The organism is Xanthomonas sp. NCPPB 2586 (assembly GCF_041475775.2).
Lineage (GTDB): Bacteria > Pseudomonadota > Gammaproteobacteria > Xanthomonadales > Xanthomonadaceae > Xanthomonas > Xanthomonas campestris.
On record NZ_CM192981.1, the window covers coordinates 2,664,992 to 2,688,196 of the forward strand.

The 23,205-nt window shown below is 64.9% G+C and carries 19 protein-coding genes; all 19 read left to right on the forward strand.

Annotated features, from left to right (window positions below; genetic code table 11):
* The gene (gene flgJ / locus ACCQ09_RS11410; RefSeq protein WP_040941330.1) at positions 1-1,188 is read left to right on the forward strand and encodes a flagellar assembly peptidoglycan hydrolase FlgJ; all 1,188 of its coding nucleotides are present in this window, start codon (positions 1-3) and stop codon (positions 1,186-1,188) included.
* Between the two features lie 11 nt (positions 1,189-1,199).
* Complete coding sequence (gene flgK, locus ACCQ09_RS11415; protein WP_040941331.1) at positions 1,200-3,074, forward strand: flagellar hook-associated protein FlgK; 1,875 nt, start codon at positions 1,200-1,202, stop codon at positions 3,072-3,074.
* Positions 3,074-4,279, forward strand: coding sequence for a flagellar hook-associated protein FlgL (gene flgL, locus ACCQ09_RS11420; RefSeq protein ID WP_040941332.1), 1,206 nt, complete (start codon positions 3,074-3,076; stop codon positions 4,277-4,279). Before flgK ends, flgL begins: the two co-directional genes overlap by 1 nt.
* A gap of 318 nt (positions 4,280-4,597) precedes the next feature.
* Positions 4,598-5,797 (forward strand): flagellin, encoded by a 1,200-nt coding sequence (locus ACCQ09_RS11425; protein WP_011037106.1) that lies wholly within the window; start codon positions 4,598-4,600, stop codon positions 5,795-5,797.
* A 220-nt stretch (positions 5,798-6,017) separates the two neighbouring features.
* Entirely contained in the window at positions 6,018-7,346 is a 1,329-nt protein-coding gene (gene fliD, locus ACCQ09_RS11430; RefSeq protein WP_040941333.1) for a flagellar filament capping protein FliD, read from the forward strand.
* A 147-nt stretch (positions 7,347-7,493) separates the two neighbouring features.
* The gene (gene fliS, locus ACCQ09_RS11435; RefSeq protein ID WP_011037104.1) at positions 7,494-7,907 is read left to right on the forward strand and encodes a flagellar export chaperone FliS; all 414 of its coding nucleotides are present in this window, start codon (positions 7,494-7,496) and stop codon (positions 7,905-7,907) included.
* An 8-nt stretch (positions 7,908-7,915) separates the two neighbouring features.
* Entirely contained in the window at positions 7,916-8,209 is a 294-nt protein-coding gene (locus ACCQ09_RS11440; RefSeq protein WP_016945285.1) for a hypothetical protein, read from the forward strand.
* Positions 8,209-8,775 carry a PilZ domain-containing protein gene (locus tag ACCQ09_RS11445; RefSeq protein ID WP_040941334.1) on the forward strand — a complete coding sequence of 189 codons (567 nt, stop codon included), beginning with the start codon at positions 8,209-8,211 and terminating at the stop codon, positions 8,773-8,775. Before ACCQ09_RS11440 ends, ACCQ09_RS11445 begins: the two co-directional genes overlap by 1 nt.
* Before the next feature lie 68 nt (positions 8,776-8,843).
* On the forward strand, positions 8,844-9,476 hold the full coding sequence (locus tag ACCQ09_RS11450) for a response regulator transcription factor (protein ID WP_011037101.1): 633 nt from the start codon (positions 8,844-8,846) through the stop codon (positions 9,474-9,476).
* 225 nt (positions 9,477-9,701) lie between these two features.
* The gene (rpoN, locus tag ACCQ09_RS11455) at positions 9,702-11,105 is read left to right on the forward strand and encodes an RNA polymerase factor sigma-54 (protein WP_011037100.1); all 1,404 of its coding nucleotides are present in this window, start codon (positions 9,702-9,704) and stop codon (positions 11,103-11,105) included.
* An 8-nt stretch (positions 11,106-11,113) separates the two neighbouring features.
* Positions 11,114-11,497 (forward strand): response regulator, encoded by a 384-nt coding sequence (locus tag ACCQ09_RS11460; protein WP_005997154.1) that lies wholly within the window; start codon positions 11,114-11,116, stop codon positions 11,495-11,497.
* On the forward strand, positions 11,490-12,980 hold the full coding sequence (locus tag ACCQ09_RS11465) for a sigma-54 dependent transcriptional regulator (protein WP_011037099.1): 1,491 nt from the start codon (positions 11,490-11,492) through the stop codon (positions 12,978-12,980). Before ACCQ09_RS11460 ends, ACCQ09_RS11465 begins: the two co-directional genes overlap by 8 nt.
* A 228-nt stretch (positions 12,981-13,208) precedes the next feature.
* A complete protein-coding gene (locus ACCQ09_RS11470; protein ID WP_043877902.1) occupies positions 13,209-14,345 on the forward strand; it encodes a DegT/DnrJ/EryC1/StrS family aminotransferase in 1,137 nt (378 codons plus the stop codon).
* Positions 14,346-14,385: 40 nt separating this feature from the next.
* Positions 14,386-15,378 carry an ATP-grasp domain-containing protein gene (locus ACCQ09_RS11475; RefSeq protein WP_225443804.1) on the forward strand — a complete coding sequence of 331 codons (993 nt, stop codon included), beginning with the start codon at positions 14,386-14,388 and terminating at the stop codon, positions 15,376-15,378.
* Positions 15,365-16,081, forward strand: coding sequence for a class I SAM-dependent methyltransferase (locus ACCQ09_RS11480; protein WP_011037096.1), 717 nt, complete (start codon positions 15,365-15,367; stop codon positions 16,079-16,081). The genes ACCQ09_RS11475 and ACCQ09_RS11480 overlap by 14 nt, the downstream gene beginning before the upstream one ends.
* A gap of 8 nt (positions 16,082-16,089) precedes the next feature.
* On the forward strand, positions 16,090-17,211 hold the full coding sequence (locus ACCQ09_RS11485) for a class I SAM-dependent methyltransferase (protein WP_227971122.1): 1,122 nt from the start codon (positions 16,090-16,092) through the stop codon (positions 17,209-17,211).
* A gap of 23 nt (positions 17,212-17,234) precedes the next feature.
* The gene (locus ACCQ09_RS11490; protein ID WP_019237677.1) at positions 17,235-20,834 is read left to right on the forward strand and encodes a glycosyltransferase; all 3,600 of its coding nucleotides are present in this window, start codon (positions 17,235-17,237) and stop codon (positions 20,832-20,834) included.
* Between the two features lie 263 nt (positions 20,835-21,097).
* Positions 21,098-21,469 carry a flagellar hook-basal body complex protein FliE gene (fliE, locus tag ACCQ09_RS11495; protein ID WP_016945281.1) on the forward strand — a complete coding sequence of 124 codons (372 nt, stop codon included), beginning with the start codon at positions 21,098-21,100 and terminating at the stop codon, positions 21,467-21,469.
* A 13-nt stretch (positions 21,470-21,482) separates the two neighbouring features.
* The gene (gene fliF, locus ACCQ09_RS11500; RefSeq protein ID WP_040941336.1) at positions 21,483-23,204 is read left to right on the forward strand and encodes a flagellar basal-body MS-ring/collar protein FliF; all 1,722 of its coding nucleotides are present in this window, start codon (positions 21,483-21,485) and stop codon (positions 23,202-23,204) included.
* The last annotated feature ends 1 nt before the right edge of the window (position 23,205 follow it).

Here is a 23,205-nt window from a genome sequence, read left to right on the forward strand (position 1 = left end):
ATGCGTATCTCTGCATCGCCCATTGATCTCAACCCGAGCACCAAGGCCGATCCTGCAAAGATCGACAAGGTCTCACGTCAGCTCGAAGGCCAGTTCGCGCAGATGCTGGTCAAGAGCATGCGCGATGCGAGCTCCGGCGACCCGATGTTTCCGGGTGAAAACCAGATGTTTCGCGAGATGTACGACCAGCAGATGGCCAAGGCGTTGACCGACGGCAAAGGGCTTGGTCTGTCGGCAATGATCTCCAAGCAGCTGAGCGGCGACACCGGCGGCCCGGCCTTGAACACTTCGCTGAGCACCGCCGATGCCGCCAAGGCCTATGCCCTGGTCGCTGGCAAGCGCGACGCCTCGTTGCCGCTGCCTGCCCGCGACGGCGCGGCAACCAACATCGGTGCGAGCCTCGGCGCAGCGGTCGGCACCGCTGCAGGTATCGGCGCAGGCGGCCTCACCGGCATCGGCATGAGCCAGGTGCTGGATCTGATTGCCGGGCGTACCGGTGGCGAAGCAGGCGGCGATGACGCGGCCGCGCTGAGCTGGCCCTCGGCCAACGACCGCTGGAGCGATGTCACCGCCACCGATGCGGCCGACGCCAACGCCGCAGTGAATGCCACCGCCGCTTCCAGCGCCGCCGCCAGCCTGGGCGAGCGCACACCGGAAGGCTTCGTCGCCAAGATCTGGACGCATGCGCAAAAGGCCGCCCGCGAACTTGGCGTGGATCCGCGCGCGCTGGTGGCGCAGGCCGCGCTGGAAACCGGCTGGGGCCGTCGCGGCATCGGCAATGGCGGCGATTCCAACAACCTGTTTGGCATCAAGGCCACCGGCTGGAACGGCGCCAAGGTCACCACCGGCACCCACGAATACGTCAACGGCGTCAAGACCACCGAAACCGCGGATTTCCGCGCCTACGGCTCGGCCGAAGAGAGCTTTGCCGACTACGTGCGCCTGCTGAAAAACAACAGCCGTTACCAGACGGCGCTGCAGGCCGGCACCGATATCAAGGGTTTTGCACGCGGCTTGCAACAGGCCGGGTACGCCACCGATCCGGGCTACGCAGCCAAGATCGCGGCGATTGCCAACGGTCCGACCATCGACCGTGCGGTGGCCGCGATTGGCAACGCGGCGGCCGACCTGTCCAACCGCTATGCCAGTACCGCCGAGCCCGTTGGGCTAGGCACCATTCGTCGCTGAGGTAATCGCCCATGTCCATCATGTCCACCGGGACCAGCGCGCTGATCGCCTTCCAACGGGCGTTGTCGACCGTCAGCCATAACGTCGCCAACATCAATACGGAAGGCTACAGCCGCCAACGTGTGGAATTTGCAACGCGCACGCCCACCGATATGGGCTACGCGTTCGTGGGCAATGGCGCCAAGATCAGCGATGTGGGCCGCGTGGCCGACCAGCTGGCCATCTCGCGGCTGCTGGACAGTGGCGGCGAACTTTCGCGCCTGCAGCAGCTGTCGTCGTTGTCCAACCGCGTGGACAGCCTGTACTCCAATACCGCTACCAACGTGGCCGGGCTGTGGTCCAACTTCTTCGACTCGGCCAGCGCACTGTCGTCCAACGCCTCCTCCACCGCCGAGCGGCAGAGCATGCTCGACAGCGGCAACAGCCTGGCCACGCGCTTCAAGCAGCTCAACGGGCAGATGGACAGCCTGAGCAATGAAGTCAACAGCGGCCTGACCTCCTCGGTAGATGAAGTCAATCGGCTGACGCAGCAGATCGCCAAGATCAACGGCACCATCGGCAACAGCATCGACAACGCCTCGGCCGACCTGCTGGACCAGCGCGATGCGCTGGTGTCCAAGCTGGTTGGCTACACCGGCGGTACCGCGGTGATCCAGGACGGCGGTTTCATGAATGTTTTCACCGCTGGCGGACAGGCGTTGGTGGTGGGGACCACCGCGGCCAAGCTGACCACGGTGGCCGACCCGTATCAGCCGACCAAGCTGCAGGTGGCGATGCAGACCCAGGGGCAGAACGTCAGCCTCAGCCCCAGCTCGCTGGGCGGGCAGATCGGCGGCCTGCTGGAATTCCGCAGCAACGTGCTCGAGCCCACCCAGGCCGAACTTGGCCGGTTGGCCGTGGGTATGGCCAGCAGCTTCAACACCGCTCACAGCCAGGGCATGGACCTGTACGGCGCGCTGGGCGGCAATTTCTTCAACATCGGCTCGCCCACCACCGCCGCCAACCCGAAGAACACCGGCACCGCAGCCCTCACCGCCAGCTTCAGCAATCTGGGCGCGGTGGACGGGCAGAACGTCACCCTGAGCTTCGATGCCGGCAGCTGGAAGGCCACGCGCACCGATACCGGCTCCACCGTGCCGCTGACCGGCACCGGCACCGCTGCCGATCCGTTGGTGGTCAACGGCGTGAGCATGGTGGTCGGCGGCACACCGGCCAACGGCGACAAATTCCTGCTGCAACCCACCGCCGGCCTGGCGGGCAGCCTGTCGGTGGCGATCACCGACCCCTCGCGCATTGCCGCGGCCACACCGGTGGAAGCCACTGCGACCATCGCCAACCTGGGCACCGGCAAGATCAGCGACGTCAAGGTCACCAATGCGCAGAACCCCGCGCTGCTGACACCGTCATCGGTGGAGTTCATCGATGCCAATCAGTACACCATCGATGGCACCGGCCCGTTCGCCTACACGCCCGGCCAGACCATCAGCGCCAACGGCTGGAGCTTCGCGCTGGATGGCGCGCCCAAGGCCGGCGACACCTTCGGCGTCGGCCCAATGGGCGCCGGCTCCAGCGACAACGGCAACGCCAAACTGCTGGCCAAGGTGGAAGACGCCAAGGCGCTCAACGGCGGCACCGTCACGCTCAATGGCGCGCTGTCCGGCCTGACCACCTCGGTGGGCTCGGCCGCACGCGCAGCCAACTACGCGGCCGACGCGCAGGAGGTCATCAACGACCAGGCACAGGCCAGCCGCGATTCCATTTCCGGCGTCAACCTCGACGAGGAAGCCGCCGACATGCTGAAACTGCAGCAGGCCTACCAGGCCGCCGCACAGATGATCTCCACCGCCGACACCATCTTCCAAGCGATCCTGGGCGCCGTACGCTGATGACCAACCGTATCTCTACCAGCATGATGTACAGCCAGTCGGTGTCGGCGATGACGGCCAAGCAGTCGCGACTGAACCAATTGGAAGCCCAACTCTCCAGTGGGCAGCGCCTGGTCACTGCCAAGGACGATCCGGTTGCCACAGGTACCGCGGTGGGCCTGGACCGCGCATTGGCGGCGATCACCCGCTTCGGCGAAAACGCCAACAACGTGCAGAACCGGCTCGGCCTGCAGGAAAACGCCCTGGCGCAGGCCGGCGACAAAATGGCGCGCGTCACTGAATTGGCGGTGCAGTCCAATAACTCCTCGCTCAGCCCGGACGACCGTAAAGCGATCGCCTCGGAATTGACCGCCCTGCGCGACAGCATGGTGAGCCTGGCCAACAGCACCGACGGCACCGGCCGCTACCTGTTCGCCGGCACCTCCGATGGCAATGCGCCTTTCATCAAGAGCAACGGCAACGTGCTCTACAACGGCGACCAGACCCAGAAGCAGGTGGAAGTGGCGCCGGACACCTTCGTCAGCGACACCCTGCCCGGCAGCGAAATCTTCATGCGCATCCGCACCGGCGACGGCAGCGTGGATGCGCACGCCAATGCCACCAATACCGGGACGGGGCTGCTGCTGGATTTCAGCCGCGATGCCAGCTCCGGTAGCTGGAACGGTGGCAGCTACAGCGTGCAGTTCACCGCCGCCGACACCTACGAGGTGCGCGACAGCACCAACGCGTTGGTGAGCACCGGTACCTATAAGGATGGCGAAGACATCAACGCCGCCGGGGTGCGCATGCGCATCAGTGGCGCGCCGGCGGTGGGCGACAGTTTCCAGATCGGCGCCTCGGGCACCAAGGACGTGTTCTCCACCATCGACGACATGGTGGCAGCACTGAATTCCGATACGCAGACGCCGACCCAGAAGGCGGCCATGATCAACACGCTGCAGTCGTCCATGCGCGACATCGCGCAGGCTTCTTCCAAGATGATCGATGCGCGCGCCTCTGGCGGCGCGCAGTTGTCGGCGATCGACAACGCCAATTCCTTGCTCGAATCCAACGAAGTCACGCTCAAGACCACCTTGTCGTCGATCCGCGATCTGGACTACGCCTCGGCCATTGGGCAGTACGAACTTGAGCGCGCCTCCTTGCAGGCAGCGCAAACGATCTTTCAGCAGATGCAGTCGTCTTCGCTGTTCAATCTGATCCGCTGATTGCGCGCAAAAACCCGTGGTTTCCTGCCCCTTCGCACCAAGCAATGTGCGAAGGCAACGGAGTTTATCGCGGGTGCATTTATACCAACGCTAAAGATCTGGCAGTTGCTGCCGAATAAACCGAACCCCTTGATACACAACGCTACGCGCGTTGCGCCTTCAAGCAAGAAATAGAAAAAAAATACTGAAATGCGCTAAAGGTTCCCAGAGCATCGCCGTTATTCATCTCAGCAGCGGCAACGGCCAACTTGATGGCCCCCCTGCGGAGGCTCCAGGCAAGCCCCCTTGCCGGAAAAATCGCTTAGAGGAGATATCAAAATGGCACAGGTAATCAACACCAACGTAATGTCGCTGAACGCTCAGCGTAACCTCAACACCAACAGTTCGAGCATGGCGCTGAGCATTCAGCAGCTGTCCTCGGGCAAGCGCATCACCAGCGCCTCGGTCGATGCCGCGGGCCTGGCGATTTCAGAGCGCTTCACCACGCAGATCCGCGGCCTGGACGTTGCCTCGCGCAACGCCAACGACGGTATCTCACTGGCCCAGACCGCCGAAGGCGCGATGGTCGAAATCGGCAACAACCTGCAGCGTATCCGTGAGCTGTCGGTGCAGTCAGCCAACGCCACCAACTCGGCCACCGACCGTGAAGCACTGAACTCCGAAGTCAAGCAGCTCACCTCGGAAATCGATCGCGTCGCCAACCAGACCAGCTTCAACGGCACCAAGCTGTTGAACGGCGACTTCTCCGGCGCGCTGTTCCAGGTGGGTGCCGACGCTGGCCAGACCATCGGCATCAACAGCATCGTCGACGCCAATGTCGATTCGTTAGGCAAGGCCAACTTCGCAGCATCGGTGTCCGGCGCTGGCGTCACCGGCGCGGCCACCGCGTCGGGTTCGCTCAGCGGTATCACTCTGGCCTTCAAGGATGCCTCCGGCGCTGCAAAAAGCGTTGCCGTCGCCGATATCAAGATCGCTTCCGGCGATACTGCGGCAGACATCAACAAGAAAGTTGCCTCGGCGATCAACGATAAGCTGGATCAGACCGGCATGTATGCCTCGATCGACACCAGCGGCAACGTGAAGCTCGAGTCGCTGAAGGCTGGCCAGGACTTCACCTCGCTGTCCGGCGGCACCTCCGGCGCCGCGGGCATCACCGCCGGTGCAGGCATCCAGACCGCCTCGGCCGCTTCCGGCTCCACCGCTTCCACCCTCAGCAGCCTGGATATCTCCACATTCTCGGGCGCCCAGAAAGCCTTGGAAATCGTCGACAAGGCATTGACATCGGTCAACTCCTCGCGCGCCGACATGGGTGCGGTGCAGAACCGCTTCACCTCCACCATCGCCAATCTGGCCGCCACTTCGGAGAACCTGACGGCCTCGCGCAGCCGGATCGCCGATACCGACTACGCAAAGACCACCGCCGAACTGACCCGCACGCAGATCCTGCAGCAGGCCGGTACCGCGATGCTGGCCCAGGCCAAGTCGGTTCCGCAGAACGTGCTGAGCCTGCTGCAGTAACCGGCAGCGTCACAGCAACGCTAGAGCCCCTCTCCGGAGGGGCTTTTTTGTGGGCGCGGGTTTCTTGACGCCAAACGACCAGCGCGCCAGGCATGGAAGTTGCATGTCTCTTCGGGTCAATCAGACCCGTCGACGCCGCTCAAGTCCTCCCGGATGCGGCCGATACCCGTCTCGTAATCCCATGCATCCGCCTTCCGGATGCCCAGACGAGGAATGCAACATGGCATCGGTGATCAGTACGTCCAGCTCCGGGCTGGATATCCCCACCGTGGTGTCCACCCTGGTGTCCCGTCAGAAGGATCCGGAACAGGCACGCATCAACAAGGCCGGCACCGCCGCCACCACGCAGCTGTCGGCGATCAGCCAGATCAAGAGCAGCATGACCACGCTCAAGTCTGCGCTGGACAAGGTGGTCAGCAGTGCCGACACCAATGCCTACAAGGCCAGCGTCCCGACCGATGCCGGCTTTACCGCCACCACCACCAGCTCGGCGGCGCCGGGTAACTACTCGGTGGAAGTGGTGTCGCTGGCCAGCGCGCAGAAACTGGCCTCTGGCGCATTCACCGCCGATGCCACCGTTGGCAGCGGCACGCTGACCATTGGCTACGGCGACAAAAGCATCACCGTGGACATCAGCGGCACCGACAAGCTCACCGACATCGCCGCAGCCATCAACAAGGCGGCCGGCGGCAAGGGCGTCACTGCCAGCGTGGTCACCGCCAACGATGGCCAGCACCTGGTGTTCAATGCCGCCGACACCGGCACCAAGGGCGCATTGACCGTCAGTGCCAGCGACCCCAGCCTGAGCGCGCTTACCTTTGGCGCCGGCGTCACCGGCGGGCTGACCCAGCAGGTGGCCGCTGCCGACGCGCTGGTGCGCGTGGACGGCTTCGAGCGCACCTCCAGTTCCAATACCGTCACCGACATCGTGCCGGGCGTGGTGCTCAACCTGACCAAGGCCGCCGAAGGCACCAAGGTCACCCTGGGCGTCACTGCCGACACCAGCGGCCTGAAGGGCAACCTCACCGCATTTGCGGCGGCCTACAACACCGCCAACACCTTGCTCAAGAACAGCAGCAGCTACAACGCCGAAACCCGTACCGCCTCGGCGCTGACCGGCGACTCGCTGGTGCGTGGACTTCAGCAGCAGTTGCGCGGCCAGGTCAGCGGCAGCATCAGCGAGCTCAAGGCGCTGGGCCTGACCATCGACAAGGATGGCGTGATGAGCTTCGATGGCGGAAAGTTCGACACCGCCATCGCCGCCGATGGTGGCGCGGCCGCCGAGGCGCTGGGCAAGGACAGCAAGTTCGGCAGCGGGCTGACCAAGCTGCTGGACGCCAACGTCAACGTCAACAACGGCACCCTGACCCTGCGTTCGGACAGCTTGAACAAGCAGATCAAGGGCTTCGAGGCGGACCTGGACAACCTCGATGCGCGCATGGAAAAGCTCACCGACCGCTACACCGCGCAGTTCACCGCGATGGAAACCATGATCAGCAGGATGCAGGGCGCCACCGGTTCGCTCAGCAGCCTGCTCGCGATCAAATGATGTGATGCACGTCCTCAAGTCACGCCTTGGTCTTGCCGATAAAAGAAGTACCTATCGTGATATCGGCCTTGCCTTCTGGCAGGAGCGTTGTCGCAGGAGCTCCCAGCTCCGGGACCAGCGAAGGCCAGCCAATTGAGGGAGTCATCCATGTACGGTTCCAATCGTCAGTACGCCGAGCAATACCGCAAGGTCGGCGTGTCCACCAGCGTGACCGAAGCCGATCCGCACAAGTTGGTGTCGCTGCTGTTTGCCGGTGCCTGCCAACGCATTCGTCTGGCCCAGGCATGCCTGGCGCAGGGCGACCAGGCGCGCAAGGGCAAGGCCATTGGCGAAGCCTGCGCAATCGTCGGCCATCTCAACGGCTCGCTCGACCACGAAGCCGGCGGTGAGATCGCTGGTAACCTGTCGGCCCTGTACGACTACGTGATCCAGCGCCTGACCGCGGCCAATCTGCACAACGACGAGACCGCGTTGACCGAAGCGCTGGATCTGCTCAGCGAAATCGACTCGGCGTGGAACTCCATCCCCCTCGATCAACGCGGCATCGCTGCCGCCTCGTGAGTCCTCCCATGCATAGTGTGCAAAGCCTTCAAGACGAAGTGTCCGAGATCCGTATCGCGATGTCGCGCGAGGAGTTCGAGGTGATGCCGCACATGCTCGATGTCCACGACCTGCACGTGCAGGAATACTGCAAGCACGCCGATGTGGCGCAGGACCGCGATGCGGTGCAAGCGTTGCAGGCCATGCAGCAGGAGCTGGTGCGGATGATGCGCGAGCGCCAGCGCAAGTTGCTGGAGCTGATCCGCGCGCAGCGCACCTCGGCCACAGCCAGCCGCGCCTACGCACGCGTCGGACGCATCTGATGTCCACGCTCGGCACGCTCGCACCGGCGGCCGATACCGAGCTGTTCGCCGACACGCTCAGCTGCGAGCTGCGCCTGCCGGCCGGCTTCCACGTCACGGCCGACCCCGGCTCGCACGCCACTGCCGAAACCCTGTTGCGCAGCCTCGGCCAGGTCGAAGACCTGCGCAGCGAAGACAGCAGCGAGGAGCGCGGCGAGCTGCCGCTGCTGGTGCAGCGCATGGACGCCAAACTCGACCTCATCCTGGCCCTGATCGGCCGCCTGGTCCGCCAAAGCGACACGCGCCTGGCGCTGGGCACGGTGCATTGGTCGGTGCGCGGCATTCGGCTGGCCAGCCCGCACGCGCACCCGCCCGGCACGACTGGCAGCGTTCTGCTGCAGCCGTCGGACTGGCTTCCTGAATTGTTACAACTGCCTGCCGAGGTCCTGGCGAGCGCAAGCGATGGTCAACAGCACTGGCTGTGGTTACGCTTTGCCCCACTGGGGACCGGTCTGCAGGACGCCCTGGAACGTCATCTGTTTCGTTTGCATCGCCGTCAGATCGCCGACGCCCGTCGCCAGCGCTGAACCGATGGTTGGCGCTCAGGCGCCGCGTCGGCTAAGGTGCCCTTTACAAAAAAGGTCTCTTCTCCGCCGTGCGAGTCATCATCGTCGACGATCACACCCTTGTTCGCGCTGGCCTGTCGAGGCTGCTGCAGACCTTTTCCGGCATCGATGTGGTCGGCGAAGCGAGCAATGCGCAACAAGCCCTGGACATGACCTCCCTGCACCGGCCAGACCTGGTGCTGATGGACCTGTCCCTGCCCGGCCGCAGCGGCCTGGATGCCATGACCGATGTGCTGCGCGCCGCGCCGCGCACCCATGTGGTGATGATGTCCATGCACGACGACCCGGTGCACGTGCGCGATGCGCTCGATCGCGGCGCAGTCGGTTTCGTGGTAAAGGACGCCGCCCCACTGGAACTGGAGCTGGCCTTGCGCGCCGCCGCCGCCGGGCAGGTGTTCCTGAGCCCGCAGATCTCTTCGAAGATGATCGCCCCGATGCTGGGCCGCGAAAAACCGGTCGGCATCGCTGCGCTGTCACCGCGCCAGCGCGAGATCCTGCGCGAAATCGGCCGCGGCCAGAGCAACAAGGAAATCGCCGCCGACCTCGGCATCAGCGTCAAGACCGTGGAAACCCACCGCGCCCGCATGATGGAATCGCTGGGGTGCCGCCGCGCCAATGATCTGGTGCTGCTGGCCGCCAAGCATCACAACGAGCTGGTCTAGCCGGTCCAGCCAGGCAGGTCCGCGCAACGCGGCCATTGCCACAAAACAGTGACGGAATTCCGGCGGGCACGCTTGAGCTCGCACTAGCTGTAGGGGAATTCCCCACCAAGTGTCAGGAAAATCATGAGCCACCTCACCTGACTCCCTGATTCGAAACCCGTCGCTGTGTCCTGCAAGATGCATTCCATCGCCGCACGCTTGCGGCGCCTTCCGGAAAGCGCCTCCATGAAGACGACCATCTCTGCCCAGCTGGGCCAACAACTGCACCTCACCCCGCAGCTGTTGCAGTCGATCCGTCTGTTGCAACTGGACGGCATGCAGCTGGAACTGGAGATCCGTCGCGCCCTGGAAACCAATCCACTACTGGAATTGGAAGAGCTGGCCGACAGTAGCGACGAGGCTCCCAGCGCCGAGGATGGCGCCACCGACATGGCCGCCTTTGACGAGTTGCCCGAAAGCACCATGTGGGAGGTGCAGAGCAGCAGCTGGAATGGCGAAGACGACGACCGCATGCAGCGCGTGGCCGCCGGCGAATCCACCGACCCGCATGTGCGCATCCTGCGCGAGTTGGCGCTGGACCTGGACGAAACCGACCTCGGCACCGCCGCGTTCTGGCTGGAACAGACCGACGACGCCGGCTACCTGACCGAAGCCCTGCCCACCCTGCAACAACTGGCCGCTACCCGCTTGGGCATCAGCGTGGATGCCGCCGAGGCAATCCGCCAGCGGCTGTTGCACGGCGACCCGGCCGGGCTGGCGGCCTGCGATCTGCGCGAATGCCTGCAGGCGCAGCTGGCCGCCCTGCCCGGCCGCGTGCCTGCGCGCCACCTGGCTGGCCGCATCCTGGCCGGCGACCTGGACCTGCTGGCCGGCCACGACTACGCCCTGCTGGCACGCGCCCACGATGCCGATGTGGACGATGTGCGCGAAGCCGTGCGGCTGATCCTGTCGCTGCAGCCGCGGCCTGGCGATGACCTGTTGCAGGAAACCAATGCCAGCGTGATCCCGGACGTGCTGGCCTGGCACGCCGATGGCAGCTGGCGGGTGGCGCTGAATCCGGCCACCACCCACCGGGTGAGCATCAATCCGGTGCACGAACGCGCCCTGGCCGAAGCCGGCGACGCCGCCCAGCCGCTGCGCGACATGCTGCAGGAAGCCCGCTGGCTGACCCGCGGCCTGTCGATGCGCTACGAGACCCTGCTGCGCGCCACCCGTGCCATCGTCGAGCGCCAGGCTGCCTTCCTGGCCCGCGGCGAAGAAGCCATGGCGCCGCTGACGCTCAAGGAGATCGCCGACGAGATCGGCATGCACGAGTCGACGATCTCCCGTATTACCACGGGCAAATACATCCAGACCCCGCGCGGCACCTTCGAACTGAAGCATTTCTTCGCCGTGCGGCTGGAAGGCGCCAGCGTCTCCGGCCAGGCCGTCAAGGCCATGGTGCGCCGCCTGATTGAAAGCGAACCGGCCGGACGCCCGCTGGCCGACGAAGCCATCGCCGGGCTGTTGTCGCGCCAGGGCGTTAATATTGCGCGACGGACCGTGGCCAAGTACCGCGAACAACTCGATATCGCCCCGGCTCGCGAGCGCCGCCGCACCACCAAACCGCTGCTTGCCCGGGCGGGATAAGGACTACTATGAGCAAACTCACCGTGCTGCTGGTCGACGACCACGAGGGCTTCATCAACGCTGCGATGCGTCATTTTCGCAAAGTGGAGTGGCTCAATATCGTGGGCAGTGCCGCCAATGGACTGGAAGCGATCGAGCGCTCTGAGTCGCTGCGCCCCAATGTCGTGCTGATGGACCTGGCCATGCCCGAGATGGGAGGCCTGCAGGCCACCCGTCTGATCAAGACGCAGGACGATCCGCCGTATATTGTCATCGCGAGCCACTTCGACGATGCAGAGCATCGTGAACACGCTCTTCGCGCGGGTGCTGACAATTTTGTCAGCAAGCTGTCCTATATCCAGGAAGTCATGCCAATCCTGGAGGGCCTGACGGAAGGAGCCAGGAATGAGTGAGTCCCGCATTCTGTTAATCGACAGCGATGCCGTGCGCGCCGAGCGCACGGTGTCGTTGCTCGAGTTCATGGACTTCAACCCACGCTGGGTCACCGACGGCGCCGACATCAATCCTGGCCGCCACCGCCACGATGAGTGGATGGCGGTGATGGTGGGCTCGGCGCAGGACGCTGCGCAGGCCGACAAGTTCTTCGACTGGCTGGCCGATGCCAAGCTGCCGCCGCCGGTGCTGCTGATGGAAGGCAGCCCGTCGGCGTTTGCACAGGCGCACGGCCTGCATGAGGCCAACGTGTGGGCGCTGGATACCCCCCTGCGGCATGCGCAGCTGGAGGCGCTGCTGCGCCGTGCCAGCCTCAAACGCCTGGACGCCGAACACCAGGCCGGCGTGCAGCAAGACACCGGCCCGACCGGCAACAGCGAGGCGGTCACCCGCCTGCGCCGCCTGATCGACCAGGTGGCCGCGTTCGACACCACCGTTTTGGTGCTGGGCGAATCCGGCACCGGCAAGGAAGTGGTGGCGCGCGCCATCCACCAGCATTCGCCGCGCCGTGATGGGCCGTTCGTGGCCATCAACTGCGGCGCGATTCCGCCGGACCTGCTGGAAAGCGAATTGTTCGGTCACGAAAAAGGCGCCTTCACCGGCGCGCTGACCACCCGCAAGGGTCGCTTCGAAATGGCCGAAGGCGGCACGCTGCTGCTGGACGAAATCGGCGACATGAGCCTGCCGATGCAGGTCAAGCTGCTGCGTGTGCTGCAGGAGCGCAGCTTCGAGCGCGTGGGCGGCGGGCAGACCATCCGCTGCAACGTGCGCGTGATCGCCGCGACCCACCGTAATCTGGAAACCCGCATCAGCGACGGCCAGTTCCGCGAGGACCTGTTCTATCGCCTTAACGTGTTCCCGATCGAGATGCCGGCCTTGCGCGAACGCGTGGACGACCTGGCGATCCTGGTGCAGACCATTGCCGGGCAGCTGGCCCGCACCGGCCGCGGCGAAGTGCGCTTTGCCGACGAGGCCTTGCAGGCGCTGCGCAGCTACGACTGGCCGGGCAATGTGCGCGAACTGACCAACCTGGTGGAGCGCCTGGCGGTGCTGCATCCCGGTGGGCTGGTGCGGGTGCAGGACCTGCCGGCGCGTTATCGCGGTGATTTCGCTTCGTCGATCCCGGTGGAACTGCCGCCGGAGCCGGCGCTGGTCGCGCCACATGGCGAGGTTGCCGCCTTGCCGAGCAACGTGGTCACCCTGCAGCCGGCCACCGCGCACGCCGATGCCGAACCGTTGACAGCCTCCAGCCTGCCCGACGATGGCATCGACCTGCGCGGCCATATGGCCAACATCGAGCTGGCCTTGATCAACGAGGCACTGGAACGCACCCAAGGCGTGGTCGCCCACGCCGCGCAACTGCTCGGCCTGCGCCGCACCACCTTGGTGGAGAAGCTGCGCAAGTACGGCATCGACCGCGAGCAGACCGAGCTGGCAAACTAGGGCCAGGCAGCCGCTTGGCAGCTCTCTGCGTCAACACCACGGCTTTAACGAAGTTTAGGCACGCCACTTGCAGGATTGCACAGCCGGCTCCTGCCGGCTCAGCCGGAGACAGCCGTGTATCGAGCGCTCGACCATCGCCCCGTATCGCACGAGCCTGCGGCCGCCGGCTCGCACTACACGGAGGCGTCGTCTCCGGTAGCCGGGACCAACGGGGAAGGGCCAGCCACGCTGTCACCGCCGGCCTGCGACCCGCAGGCCGGCCGGGATCCGATCTTCGTCACCCAGCCCTATCTTCCGCCGCTGCATGAGTTCCTGCCTTATCTGGAAGGCATCTGGGAGCGCAAGGTGCTCACCAACAACGGTCCCTGTCATCAGGAACTGGAACGTTGCCTGGGCGATTACCTGGGGCTGAAGCACGTCTCCCTGTTTGCGAACGGTACCCTAGCGCTGATGACCGGGCTGCAGGCGCTAGACCTTGCCGGCGAGGTCATCACGACGCCCTACAGCTTCGTCGCGACATCGCACTCCCTGCTGTGGAACCGGCTACAGCCGGTATTTGTAGATATCGATCCTGAGACGCTGAATCTGCACCCGGACCGGATCGAGGCAGCGATCACCTCGCGCACCACCGCGATCCTGCCGATGCACTGCTATGGCAATCCCTGCGACGTGGCGGCGATCAAGGCCATTGCCGATTGTCATGGGCTGAAGGTGATCTACGACGCGGCGCATGCCTTCGGAGTGACCGACTCCGGCGGCAGCATCCTGCGTCACGGCGACCTATCGGTGCTGAGCTTTCATGCCACCAAGGTCTTCAACACGTTCGAGGGTGGCGCCATAGTCAGCCCGGACGCAGAGACCAAGCAGCGCATCGACCATCTCAAGAACTTCGGCTTCGTCGACGAGACCACGGTGGTGGAACCAGGCATCAACGGCAAGATGTCGGAGATCAACGCCGCCTTCGGCCTGCTCCAGCTCAAGCACATCGACGAGGTACTGGCCGAGCGTCGCCGCATCGCGGCTTTTTACAGGCAGCACCTGACGCAGGTGTGCGGCATTACCTGCCTGACCAGCAGTGCCAAACGCCACAATGCATCCTATTTCCCCATCTTTGTCGAGGCCGGCTACCCGCTCGATCGCGATGCGCTGTACGCACTGTTCAAGCGCAAGAATATCCATACACGTCGCTACTTTTACCCGCCGATCACCAGCTTTCCAATGTATAGCGCGTTGCAATCGGCCTGCCCGGCCGGGCTCCCAAATACCTACAGCGCCGCAGACCGGGTGATCTGCCTGCCGATCTATCCTGGCCTTCCTGACGAGGTGGTCCAGACGGTGGTGGACACGATCGCCAATGCGTCCTGAGTCCATCAGACGCGGCATTTTGGTGACGTCAATCGGCTCGATGTCGGGTGTCAGCGTGCTGAGCGCGCTTCGTGCCTGCAGTGACGCCCGGATCGTCGGTAGCGACATCCATCCGCGCAACTGGGTGGCGGCCTCGACCATGGTTGACGATTTCGTTGCCCTGCCGCCCGGCCAGGCCGCCGATGACTACGCCGATGCGCTACTGGGGGTCTGCTTGCGCGAGCAGATCGGCCTGGTCATGCCGCTAACCGACCCGGAGGTGGATGTGCTGGCCGCGCACAAAGCGCGCTTTGCCAATCACGGCGTGACCATCTGCACCTCCGACGCGGATGCGATCGCGCTGGCGCGCGACAAACTTGCGCTGCACGCGCGTTTTTCCGGCGATCCCCGGGTGGCGGCGATTCCTTCCTTTCCGCTCTGTCAGGTGGCCGACCTGCCCGCGTTCCCACTGCTGGTCAAACCGCGTCGCGGGCGCAGCAGCCAGGGCCAGCGCATCCTGCACGACGCCGAGGATCTTGCGTCCGCGCACCGGCACCTGGACCCAGACGACTACTTGCTGCAGCCCTACCGCCCGGGCGCAGTGTTCGTCGCCGACGTGGTACGCGAGCGTGTCAGCGGTGCAGGGCAGTGTCTGTGCCGTGAGGAACTACTGCGTACTGCCAACGGTGCTGGTACCACCGTGCGCGTTGCCGTCGCCCCGGACCTGGAAGCACAGGCCCTGCATGTCGCCGCCACGCTCGATCTGCATGGCTGCACAAACATCGAGTTCCTGCGCCTTGATGACCGCTACCTGCTGATGGATGTAAACCCACGCTTCTCCGCAGGCGTGGGCTTCTCGGTGCTTGCCGGTTACGACATGCCCGCCGCCCACCTGGCCTGCTTCACCGGCAGCCCGCTGCCACCGATGCCACAGATGACGCAGGCGCGCGTGTTCACCCGGAGCGCGCACATCGTCGAACTATCCGCCGAGCGCATGCCGGTCTCATCCTCTGTCCATGCCCTTTCCCGAGCGTCATCGCATGCCACTGATTAACTTGAATCCGACCTCCAGTGCCGACGAATGGGACCGCAAGTGGACCCAGATCTTCGACCGCTATCAGCACGATCGTCGCCATGCTCACTATATCCACGCCCTGCTGGAACGCGATGAGCACAGCGTGCTGGAGCTTGCTGCCGGCAGCTTCCGCGATATGGCTTCACTGCGGTCGATGGGCGTGAACTGCTCCGGCATGGATTTCTCCATGGAGTCCGTGCAACGGGCAAAGCAAGCGTTTCCGCAATTCGCCACGCACATCGCCCGCATGAGCGCCTTCGAGATGGCCTTACCCGACCGCGCGGTCGATGTCACCTACCACAACGGCTTCTGGGTGCTGTTTTCCGATGACCAGATCCAGACCCTGGCCAGGGAACAGGCCCGGGTCACCGCCCATCGCATGATCGCCACCGTGCATAACCGGCACAACGCCCGGTTCCTCGCCTACTTCGACACCATGAAGCGTACCGATCCTCTCTACGACATCCGGTTCTTCAGCGTTGCGGAGATCACCGCGCACATGCGTGAGGTCTGCGACGAGGTGGTCGTGATCCCGGTCGGCAAGTACAAGCGCCGCCACGAGGATGCCCTGATCCGTTGGGGACTGACCCAGCCTTGGCTGTTACGTGCCTATCTCAAGGCCTCCGGCCACCGCTTGCTGGACACCAGCGAGCGGCTGCTGTGCATCGGCTGCGTCCGATGAACGCCCCGGTGGCGCGCACGCCGGCCCCAGGCGTACCGACCGTGTTGGTTTTTCCGGTCAACCTGGACGCATCGGCAGCCTGGATCGCGGTCGCCCGCTCGCTGGGCCAGCGTGTGCTCGGTGCCAGTTCCGAGCCCACCGAGGATCGCCTGTTCGGCGTGGAAGCGGTTCTGCCCCTGCCCTACATCACAGACCCGGCGTTCGTACCTGCCCTGCGGTGTCTTGTCGCCGCGCATGGTGTTACTGACGTGTTCAGCGCGCACCAGGGCGTCTGGGCCTATCTGGACCATTTACTGGCGAAGGACTGGGGCACGGGGCAGCCTTTAAGGCTGTGCACGCCCAGTCCGCATGAGACAGAGCGCGCTGCATTTGCCCGCAGCCGGCAGTGGGCCGAAGCGGCGATCGAAGATCCGTCTCCCTGGCAGCTACCCGATGCCCCGGCGCCGGCGGCCGCGCTGACGGTGCACGAGGCGGCTGGCCTGCACCGCCAATTTTTGCGCACACCCGGACAGTGCGACGAGACGAAGCTGCTTGCGCTTTGCGCGCTGGCGCGGATTGCGCCCCCCGGTGACGTCGTGGAGATCGGCTGTCTGTATGGAAGATCAGCGCTGGCGCTTGGTAGCCTGGCACACCGCTACGCGCTTGGCTCTACCATCTGCGTGGATGCCTGGGGCTTTGCGCAGGCACGCGACCAGGGCGACGCCGCCGCGATCCTGAACGGAAACGATGTGGTGGTGGATTTTGCGCAGATCTTCGACAATTTCCTGGCGGCTGCTTCGCAAATCCCTGGCATGGGCTGCATCCGCCTGCCCTCGCAGGCAGCCATCTCGGTCTACCGCCAAGCCGCAGCCAGCGGCTCGCTGGACAGCGGGCCGCTGCGACCGGTCGCAGTGCGGGGAACCATCGCAGTGCTGCATATCGACGGCAACCACGCCCATGCCGAGGTCGTCGCCGACATCGCCACCTGGCTGCCGTGGGTGCGCCCCGGCGGTTGGCTACTGCTGGACGACTACGTCTGGGCATTCGGCGACGGCCCATGCCGCGCTGGCGATGCCCTGCTCGTCGGTGGCGGATTCGACTGCGCCTTCGTCACCGCCGGCACCCTCTTTCTCCGCAAGTGCGTTGCCTGAGCGCCCGACCTTTGACGATCCCGATGCCCACTTCATTTGCTGCCACCGCCACTGCGCCGCGGGTCACCGTGGCGGTTCCCGCATACAGAGCGACCTTCCTGAAAACCGCCCTGGACAGCGTGCTCGCGCAGGACATGCACGACCTGGAACTGCTGATCTGCGATGACTGTCCGACCGATGCCGTCGCCGAGGTCGTGAAAAATTTCCTGGACTCGGAACACGGTGCGCAGATTCGCTATCTGCGCAACCCGCAGCCGCTGCTGGAAGTGGGCAACTTCGGCCGATGCATCGCACAGGCACGTGGCACCTACCTCAAATTCCTCTGCGATGACGACGTGCTGCTGCCCGGTTGCCTAACCGCAATGGCCGACGTGCTCGACCGGCACCCGGAAGTAGCACTGGTCTCATCGCGCCGCCAACTGATTGATGAGCGCGGCGCTCTGCTGCCGGAATCGGGCGCAAACGCAATTCCGTTCGAGGGCGATGTCTGTGTGCACGGCCAGGAGCTGGTCTCCTTTCTGGCAGAGCGCACCTTGAACTTTATCGGCGAACCCAGCACGGTGATGTTCCGCACCGCGCAGATGCGCCCCCATGCCGATGCGCCGTTCTCGCTGCAGGGGCGGCGTATCCAGTGGCTGGGCGACCTCACCATGTACGTCAATTTGCTGCGCAAGGGCCACCTGGCCATGTTGCAAAGTCCATTGTCGTGCTTCCGCATTTCCGCCGGACAGGTCAGCAATGCCGCGCGTCTGAAGCCCGACATCGGCCGTGCCGGTTTCACCGCGTTCCGCACAGCTATTGGCGAACTGGGCTGGCAGCGCGCCGTGGACAACCACCAGGTCGGGGTCAGGACGCTGGAGGGCGCGCAGCCCTTCGTTGCGCTGGATCTGGGCGTGCGCGTGGATCGCATGCTTCGCGGTCTGCCGCCGGTTCTGCCGAGCAGTGGCGAGATCCTGCGCAATTGGCTGGATCAGCGCGTGCCCGACAACGCCCAGCACCGGCTGATCGAGGCGCGCTTTCAGGCCGCCGGCGGCGGCCCCCTGATCTGCATCGTGTTGCTGGATCGTCATGGCGACGCAGAGGCGATCGACGCCACCGTCCAGAGCCTGATCGCGCAGGCCTGCCAGTATTCTCGGATACAGCTGCGTATCCTAAGCCCACTGGCCGTGGTCACGCCGCAAACAGCGCCGTTCTCGATCCAGCTGCACCGCCACGAGGGCTCACTGGCGCAACTCGAGGCAATCAATGCGCTGTCCGCCACCGAGTCAGCCGACTGGCTACTGCCGGTCAAGGCTGGCGCCACCTTCACCGCCTCGGGCCTGCTCACCGTCGCGCTGGATCTGCTCGGCGACGACAGCCTGCGCGCGGTCTATGCCGATGAAATGATCCGTGCCGAAGACGGCGAACTGTCGGCGCTGCTGCGTCCGGACTTCAACCTGGATCTTCTGCTGTCGATGCCGGCCAGCATGGTCCGTAACTGGCTCTACAGGCGCGAGATCTTCGTTGCAGCCGGCGGACTGGACCCGGCGTTTACCGACGCGGCGGAACTGGATCTGCTGCTGCGCCTGATCGACGCCGGTGGCCTTGACGGTCTGGGCCACGTCCACGAACCGCTGCTGGTGAGTCCCACTTCGCGCGTCTGGTCGCACCCGTCCGAGCAGCAGGCCTTGCTGCGTCACCTGCACCACCGCAGCTACGCACAGGCAAAGATCCACAGCCACCTGCCCGGCTGCTATCGCATCGAGTACGGGCATGCGCACACGCCGGGGGTGTCGATCATCGTCCCCACCAAGAACCAGCTCGGCATGCTGCAGCGCTGCGTGGAGACGCTGCTCGAAAAGACCGCCTATTCCAACTACGAGCTACTGATCGTCGACAACGGCAGCACCGACGCCGACGCATGTCAGTGGCTGGATGGCATCGAAGCAATGGACAGCCCGCAATTGCGCGTGCTGCGCTACCCGCATCCGTTCAACTATGCAGCCATGAACAACCTGGCGGCGCAGCATGCCAGGGGCGAGTATCTGGTCCTGCTGAACAACGACACCGCGATCCTGCAGGAGAACTGGCTGGATGCGCTGCTCAACCACGCGCAACGGCCGGAGGTGGGCGTGGTTGGCGCAAAGCTGCTGTATCCCAACGGCACCGTCCAGCACGCCGGCGTGGTGCTGGGCTTGCGTGGACCCGCCGAGCATCCCTTCAACGGCCAGGCGCTGGATGCACCCGGTTACATGTACCGGCTGCAGGTGGATCAGAACTACAGTGCGGTCACAGGTGCATGCATGATGGTACGCGCCAGCCTCTACGCCGAAGTCGGTGGCCTGGACGAGGATGTTTTCAAGGTTTCCTACAACGATGTGGATCTGTGCCTGAAGATCCGTCAGGCCGGTTATCTGGTGGTCTGGACACCACATGCTGTGCTGCTGCATGAGGGCAGCGTCAGCCAGACACAGGTGGATACCGCCCCGCAGCTGGCCAAGGTGCAGCGCTTCGAGGCCGAACAAGAGGCCATGTACCGCAAATGGCTCCCCTGGATCGCAAACGACCCGGCATACAACCGCAATCTGAACCTGAATGGCGACGCCTTCCAGGTGGAAGATAACAACAGTCTGACCTGGCGCCCGTTGCGTTGGCGTCCGCTACCCACCGTGCTGGCGATGACTGCAGACCAGACTGGCTGCGGCAACTACCGCATCATCCAGCCCGTGCACGCCATGCAGGCGGCCGGACTGGCCGACGCGATCTGGTCGCTGCGCTACCTGTCGCCCGTGGAGATGCAGCGCCTCCAGCCCGAGACATTGGTGCTGCAACGGCAGATGTTTGATTACAACCTGGAGCCGCAGCAACGTGGCACCCGCTTCAGCAACTGCTTCAAGGTGGCGGAACTGGACGACTACCTGCCCAACGTGCCGCGCAAGAGCCTGCATCGTGATGCCATTCCCAACGACATCATGCGCAGCATGCGCAGATCGTTGGCGATGGTGGACCGCTTCGTCGTCTCGACACCGGCGCTGGCGGAGGCATTGCACGGCCTGCACCGCGACACCCGGGTCGTGGAGAACCGCCTGCCGCTACCGTGGTGGCGGGACCGGCAAGGCCAGCGCCGCCAGGGCAAGCGCCCGCGCGTTGGCTGGGGCGGCGGCGGCGGCCACCAGGGTGACCTGGAAATGATCGAGGAAGTGATCAAGGCGCTGGCCACAGAGGTGGAGTGGGTGTTCTTCGGCATGTGCCCGGAAAGCCTGCAGCCTTACGTCCACGAGTTCCACCCCGGCGTGCCTATCGATCTCTACCCCGCAAAGCTGGCCGGACTGAACCTTGACCTGGCGCTGGCGCCGCTGGAAGACAACCTGTTCAATCAGTGCAAGAGCAACCTGCGCCTGCTGGAGTACGGTGCCTGCGGCTTCCCGGTGGTATGCAGCGACGTGCGCCCCTACCAGGGTTCGCTCCCTGTGACCCGCGTGCGCCCGCGTTACCGGGACTGGGTTGAGGCAATCCGCATGCATACCCACGATCTGGACGCTGCCGCTGCCGCCGGCGATGCACTGCGTGCGGCAGTACACCGCGACTGGATGCTGGACCAGGACCACGCTGCGCATTGGCTGACGCAGTGGTTGCCCGACTGAATCGGCATGAAGCTGGCGGCCGGGCGCCGGCCGCATCTGCATGGCCGGCCGGCGCATCGCCTGCCGGTCTTGAGGTCTGAATCGGACGTGCGCGGTGGCCACGGCCATCCGAGCTGTCTCTCCGGCGCTACTGATTGCCACCGCTTGCAACCGCTTGAGCGGATCACGCAAGCCCCCTCATCGCCGCCCCTGCGCCAGAAACCCGCCGCGGTTTCGGCACGCCGCTTGCATTGGTGTGGATGCCTCCCTGGCTGACCGCACCCATGAGCGACTCCGTTACCTCGATTCTTTCGCAGATCCGCAGCTACCAGACACAGATGGGCCAAGGCCCGATGGGTCAGGTGGCCGACGCTGCGCGCGGAAATCAGATCCAGGGACTGGCTGGCGCGCACGGCACGCCGGCCACACAGGCACCGAGCTTCAGCGAGACCTTGCGCGGCGCCATCGGCGGCGTGAACGAGGCCCAGCAGAAGTCCGGCGCGCTGGCCAAGGCGTTCGAAATGGGTGACCCCAGTGCCGATCTGGCACGGGTGATGGTCGCCTCCCAGCAGTCCCAGGTGGCCTTCCGCGCCACCGTGGAAGTCCGCAACCGTCTCGTCCAGGCTTATCAGGACGTCATGAACATGCCGCTGTAAAGGTTGACGACACATGGCCCTCGCGATCACCAAAGATTCCATGAACCAGAACGCCGAAAAGGCGGGACAGTGGTTCGACCGCATCCGCAGCATGCAGATCACCCGCAAGCTGACCATGATGGCGATGATCGCCCTGGCGGTGGCTGCAGGGCTGGCGGTGTTCTTCTGGTCGCAGAAGCCCGGCTACCAGGCGCTGTATACCGGCCTGGACGATAAAGGCAACGCCGAAGCGGCCGACCTGCTGCGCACCGCGCAGATCCCGTTCAAGATCGACCAGTCCACCGGCGCCATCTCGGTGCCGCAGGATCGCCTGTACGACGCCCGCCTGAAATTGGCCGGCTCCGGCCTGACCGGTCAGCAGACCGGCGGTGGCTTTGAGCTGATGGAAAAGGATCCGGGCTTTGGCGTCAGCCAGTTCGTGGAAAACGCCCGCTATCAGCACGCGCTGGAAACCGAACTCTCGCGCACCATCGGTACCTTGCGCCCGGTGCGCGAGGCCCGCGTGCATCTGGCCATTCCCAAGCCCAGCGCGTTCACCCGCCAGCGCGACGTGGCCAGCGCCTCGGTGGTGCTGGAGCTGCGCGGCGGCCAGGGCCTGGAGCGTAACCAGGTTGATGCCATCGTCAATCTGGTGGCGTCCAGCATCCCGGACATGACGCCCGAGCGCGTCACCGTGGTCGACCAGAGCGGCCGCATGCTCTCCATTGCCGACCCCAACAGCGACGCCGCCCAGCACGCCGCCCAGTTCGAGCAGGTGCGCCGCCAGGAAAGCTCCTACAACCAGCGCATCCGCGAGCTGCTGGAGCCGATGACCGGCGCCGGCCGGGTCAACCCGGAAGTCAGCGTGGACATGGATTTTTCGGTGGTCGAAGAAGCCCGCGAGCTTTACAACGGCGAGCCGGCCAAGCTGCGCAGCGAGCAGGTCAGCGACAGCAGCACCAGCGCCACCGGCCCGCAGGGTCCTCCGGGCGCCACCAGCAACAGCCCCGGCCAGCCGCCTGCCCCGGCCGCCACTGCCGGTGCACCGGGCGCTCCGGCCGCTGGCCAGGCGGCCACCCCGGCCGCGCCGACCGAAAGTTCCAAGAGCGCCACCCGTAACTACGAATTGGACCGAACCTTGCAACACACCCGTCAGCCGGCGGGCCGCATCAAGCGGGTGTCGGTGGCGGTGCTGCTGGACAACGTCCCGCGCCCGGGTGCCAAGGGCAAGATCGTCGAGCAACCGCTGACCGCCGCCGAGCTCACCCGTATCGAAGGCCTGGTCAAGCAGGCGGTGGGGTTCGACGCGGCACGTGGCGACACGGTGTCGGTGATGAATGCCCCGTTCGTGCGTGAAGCGGTGGCGGGCGAGGAAGGTCCGAAGTGGTGGGAAGACCCGCGTGTGCAGAACGGTCTGCGCCTGCTGGTCGGTGCGGTGGTGGTGCTGGCGCTGCTGTTCGGCGTGGTGCGCCCCACCCTGCGTCAATTGACCGGCACCGCTGCGGTCAAGGAAAAGAACAAGAAAGGCGGTAACGACGGCACCCCGCAAAGCGCCGACGTGCGGATGGTCGATGAAGACGACGACCTGATGCCCCGCCTGGAAGAAGACACCGCGCAGATCGGCCAGGACAAGAAGCTCCCGATCGCCCTGCCGGATGCCTACGAAGAACGGGTGCGCCTGGCCCGTGAAGCCGTCAAAGCCGATTCAAAACGTGTTGCTCAAGTCGTGAAGGGATGGGTCGCCAGTGAAGCCTGAT

What these genes read in the sequence shown, in the direction of transcription:
- flgJ (WP_040941330.1), top strand. Translation starts at nt 1, where the DNA reads ATGCGTATCTCTGCATCGCCCATTGATCTCAACCCGAGCACCAAGGCC.
- flgK (WP_040941331.1), top strand. Translation starts at nt 1,200, where the DNA reads ATGTCCATCATGTCCACCGGGACCAGCGCGCTGATCGCCTTCCAACGG.
- flgL (WP_040941332.1), top strand. Translation starts at nt 3,074, where the DNA reads ATGACCAACCGTATCTCTACCAGCATGATGTACAGCCAGTCGGTGTCG.
- ACCQ09_RS11425 (WP_011037106.1), top strand. Translation starts at nt 4,598, where the DNA reads ATGGCACAGGTAATCAACACCAACGTAATGTCGCTGAACGCTCAGCGT.
- fliD (WP_040941333.1), top strand. Translation starts at nt 6,018, where the DNA reads ATGGCATCGGTGATCAGTACGTCCAGCTCCGGGCTGGATATCCCCACC.
- fliS (WP_011037104.1), top strand. Translation starts at nt 7,494, where the DNA reads ATGTACGGTTCCAATCGTCAGTACGCCGAGCAATACCGCAAGGTCGGC.
- ACCQ09_RS11440 (WP_016945285.1), top strand. Translation starts at nt 7,916, where the DNA reads ATGCATAGTGTGCAAAGCCTTCAAGACGAAGTGTCCGAGATCCGTATC.
- ACCQ09_RS11445 (WP_040941334.1), top strand. Translation starts at nt 8,209, where the DNA reads ATGTCCACGCTCGGCACGCTCGCACCGGCGGCCGATACCGAGCTGTTC.
- rpoN (WP_011037100.1), top strand. Translation starts at nt 9,702, where the DNA reads ATGAAGACGACCATCTCTGCCCAGCTGGGCCAACAACTGCACCTCACC.
- ACCQ09_RS11460 (WP_005997154.1), top strand. Translation starts at nt 11,114, where the DNA reads ATGAGCAAACTCACCGTGCTGCTGGTCGACGACCACGAGGGCTTCATC.
- ACCQ09_RS11465 (WP_011037099.1), top strand. Translation starts at nt 11,490, where the DNA reads ATGAGTGAGTCCCGCATTCTGTTAATCGACAGCGATGCCGTGCGCGCC.
- ACCQ09_RS11475 (WP_225443804.1), top strand. Translation starts at nt 14,386, where the DNA reads ATGTCGGGTGTCAGCGTGCTGAGCGCGCTTCGTGCCTGCAGTGACGCC.
- ACCQ09_RS11480 (WP_011037096.1), top strand. Translation starts at nt 15,365, where the DNA reads ATGCCACTGATTAACTTGAATCCGACCTCCAGTGCCGACGAATGGGAC.
- ACCQ09_RS11490 (WP_019237677.1), top strand. Translation starts at nt 17,235, where the DNA reads ATGCCCACTTCATTTGCTGCCACCGCCACTGCGCCGCGGGTCACCGTG.
- fliE (WP_016945281.1), top strand. Translation starts at nt 21,098, where the DNA reads ATGAGCGACTCCGTTACCTCGATTCTTTCGCAGATCCGCAGCTACCAG.
- fliF (WP_040941336.1), top strand. Translation starts at nt 21,483, where the DNA reads ATGGCCCTCGCGATCACCAAAGATTCCATGAACCAGAACGCCGAAAAG.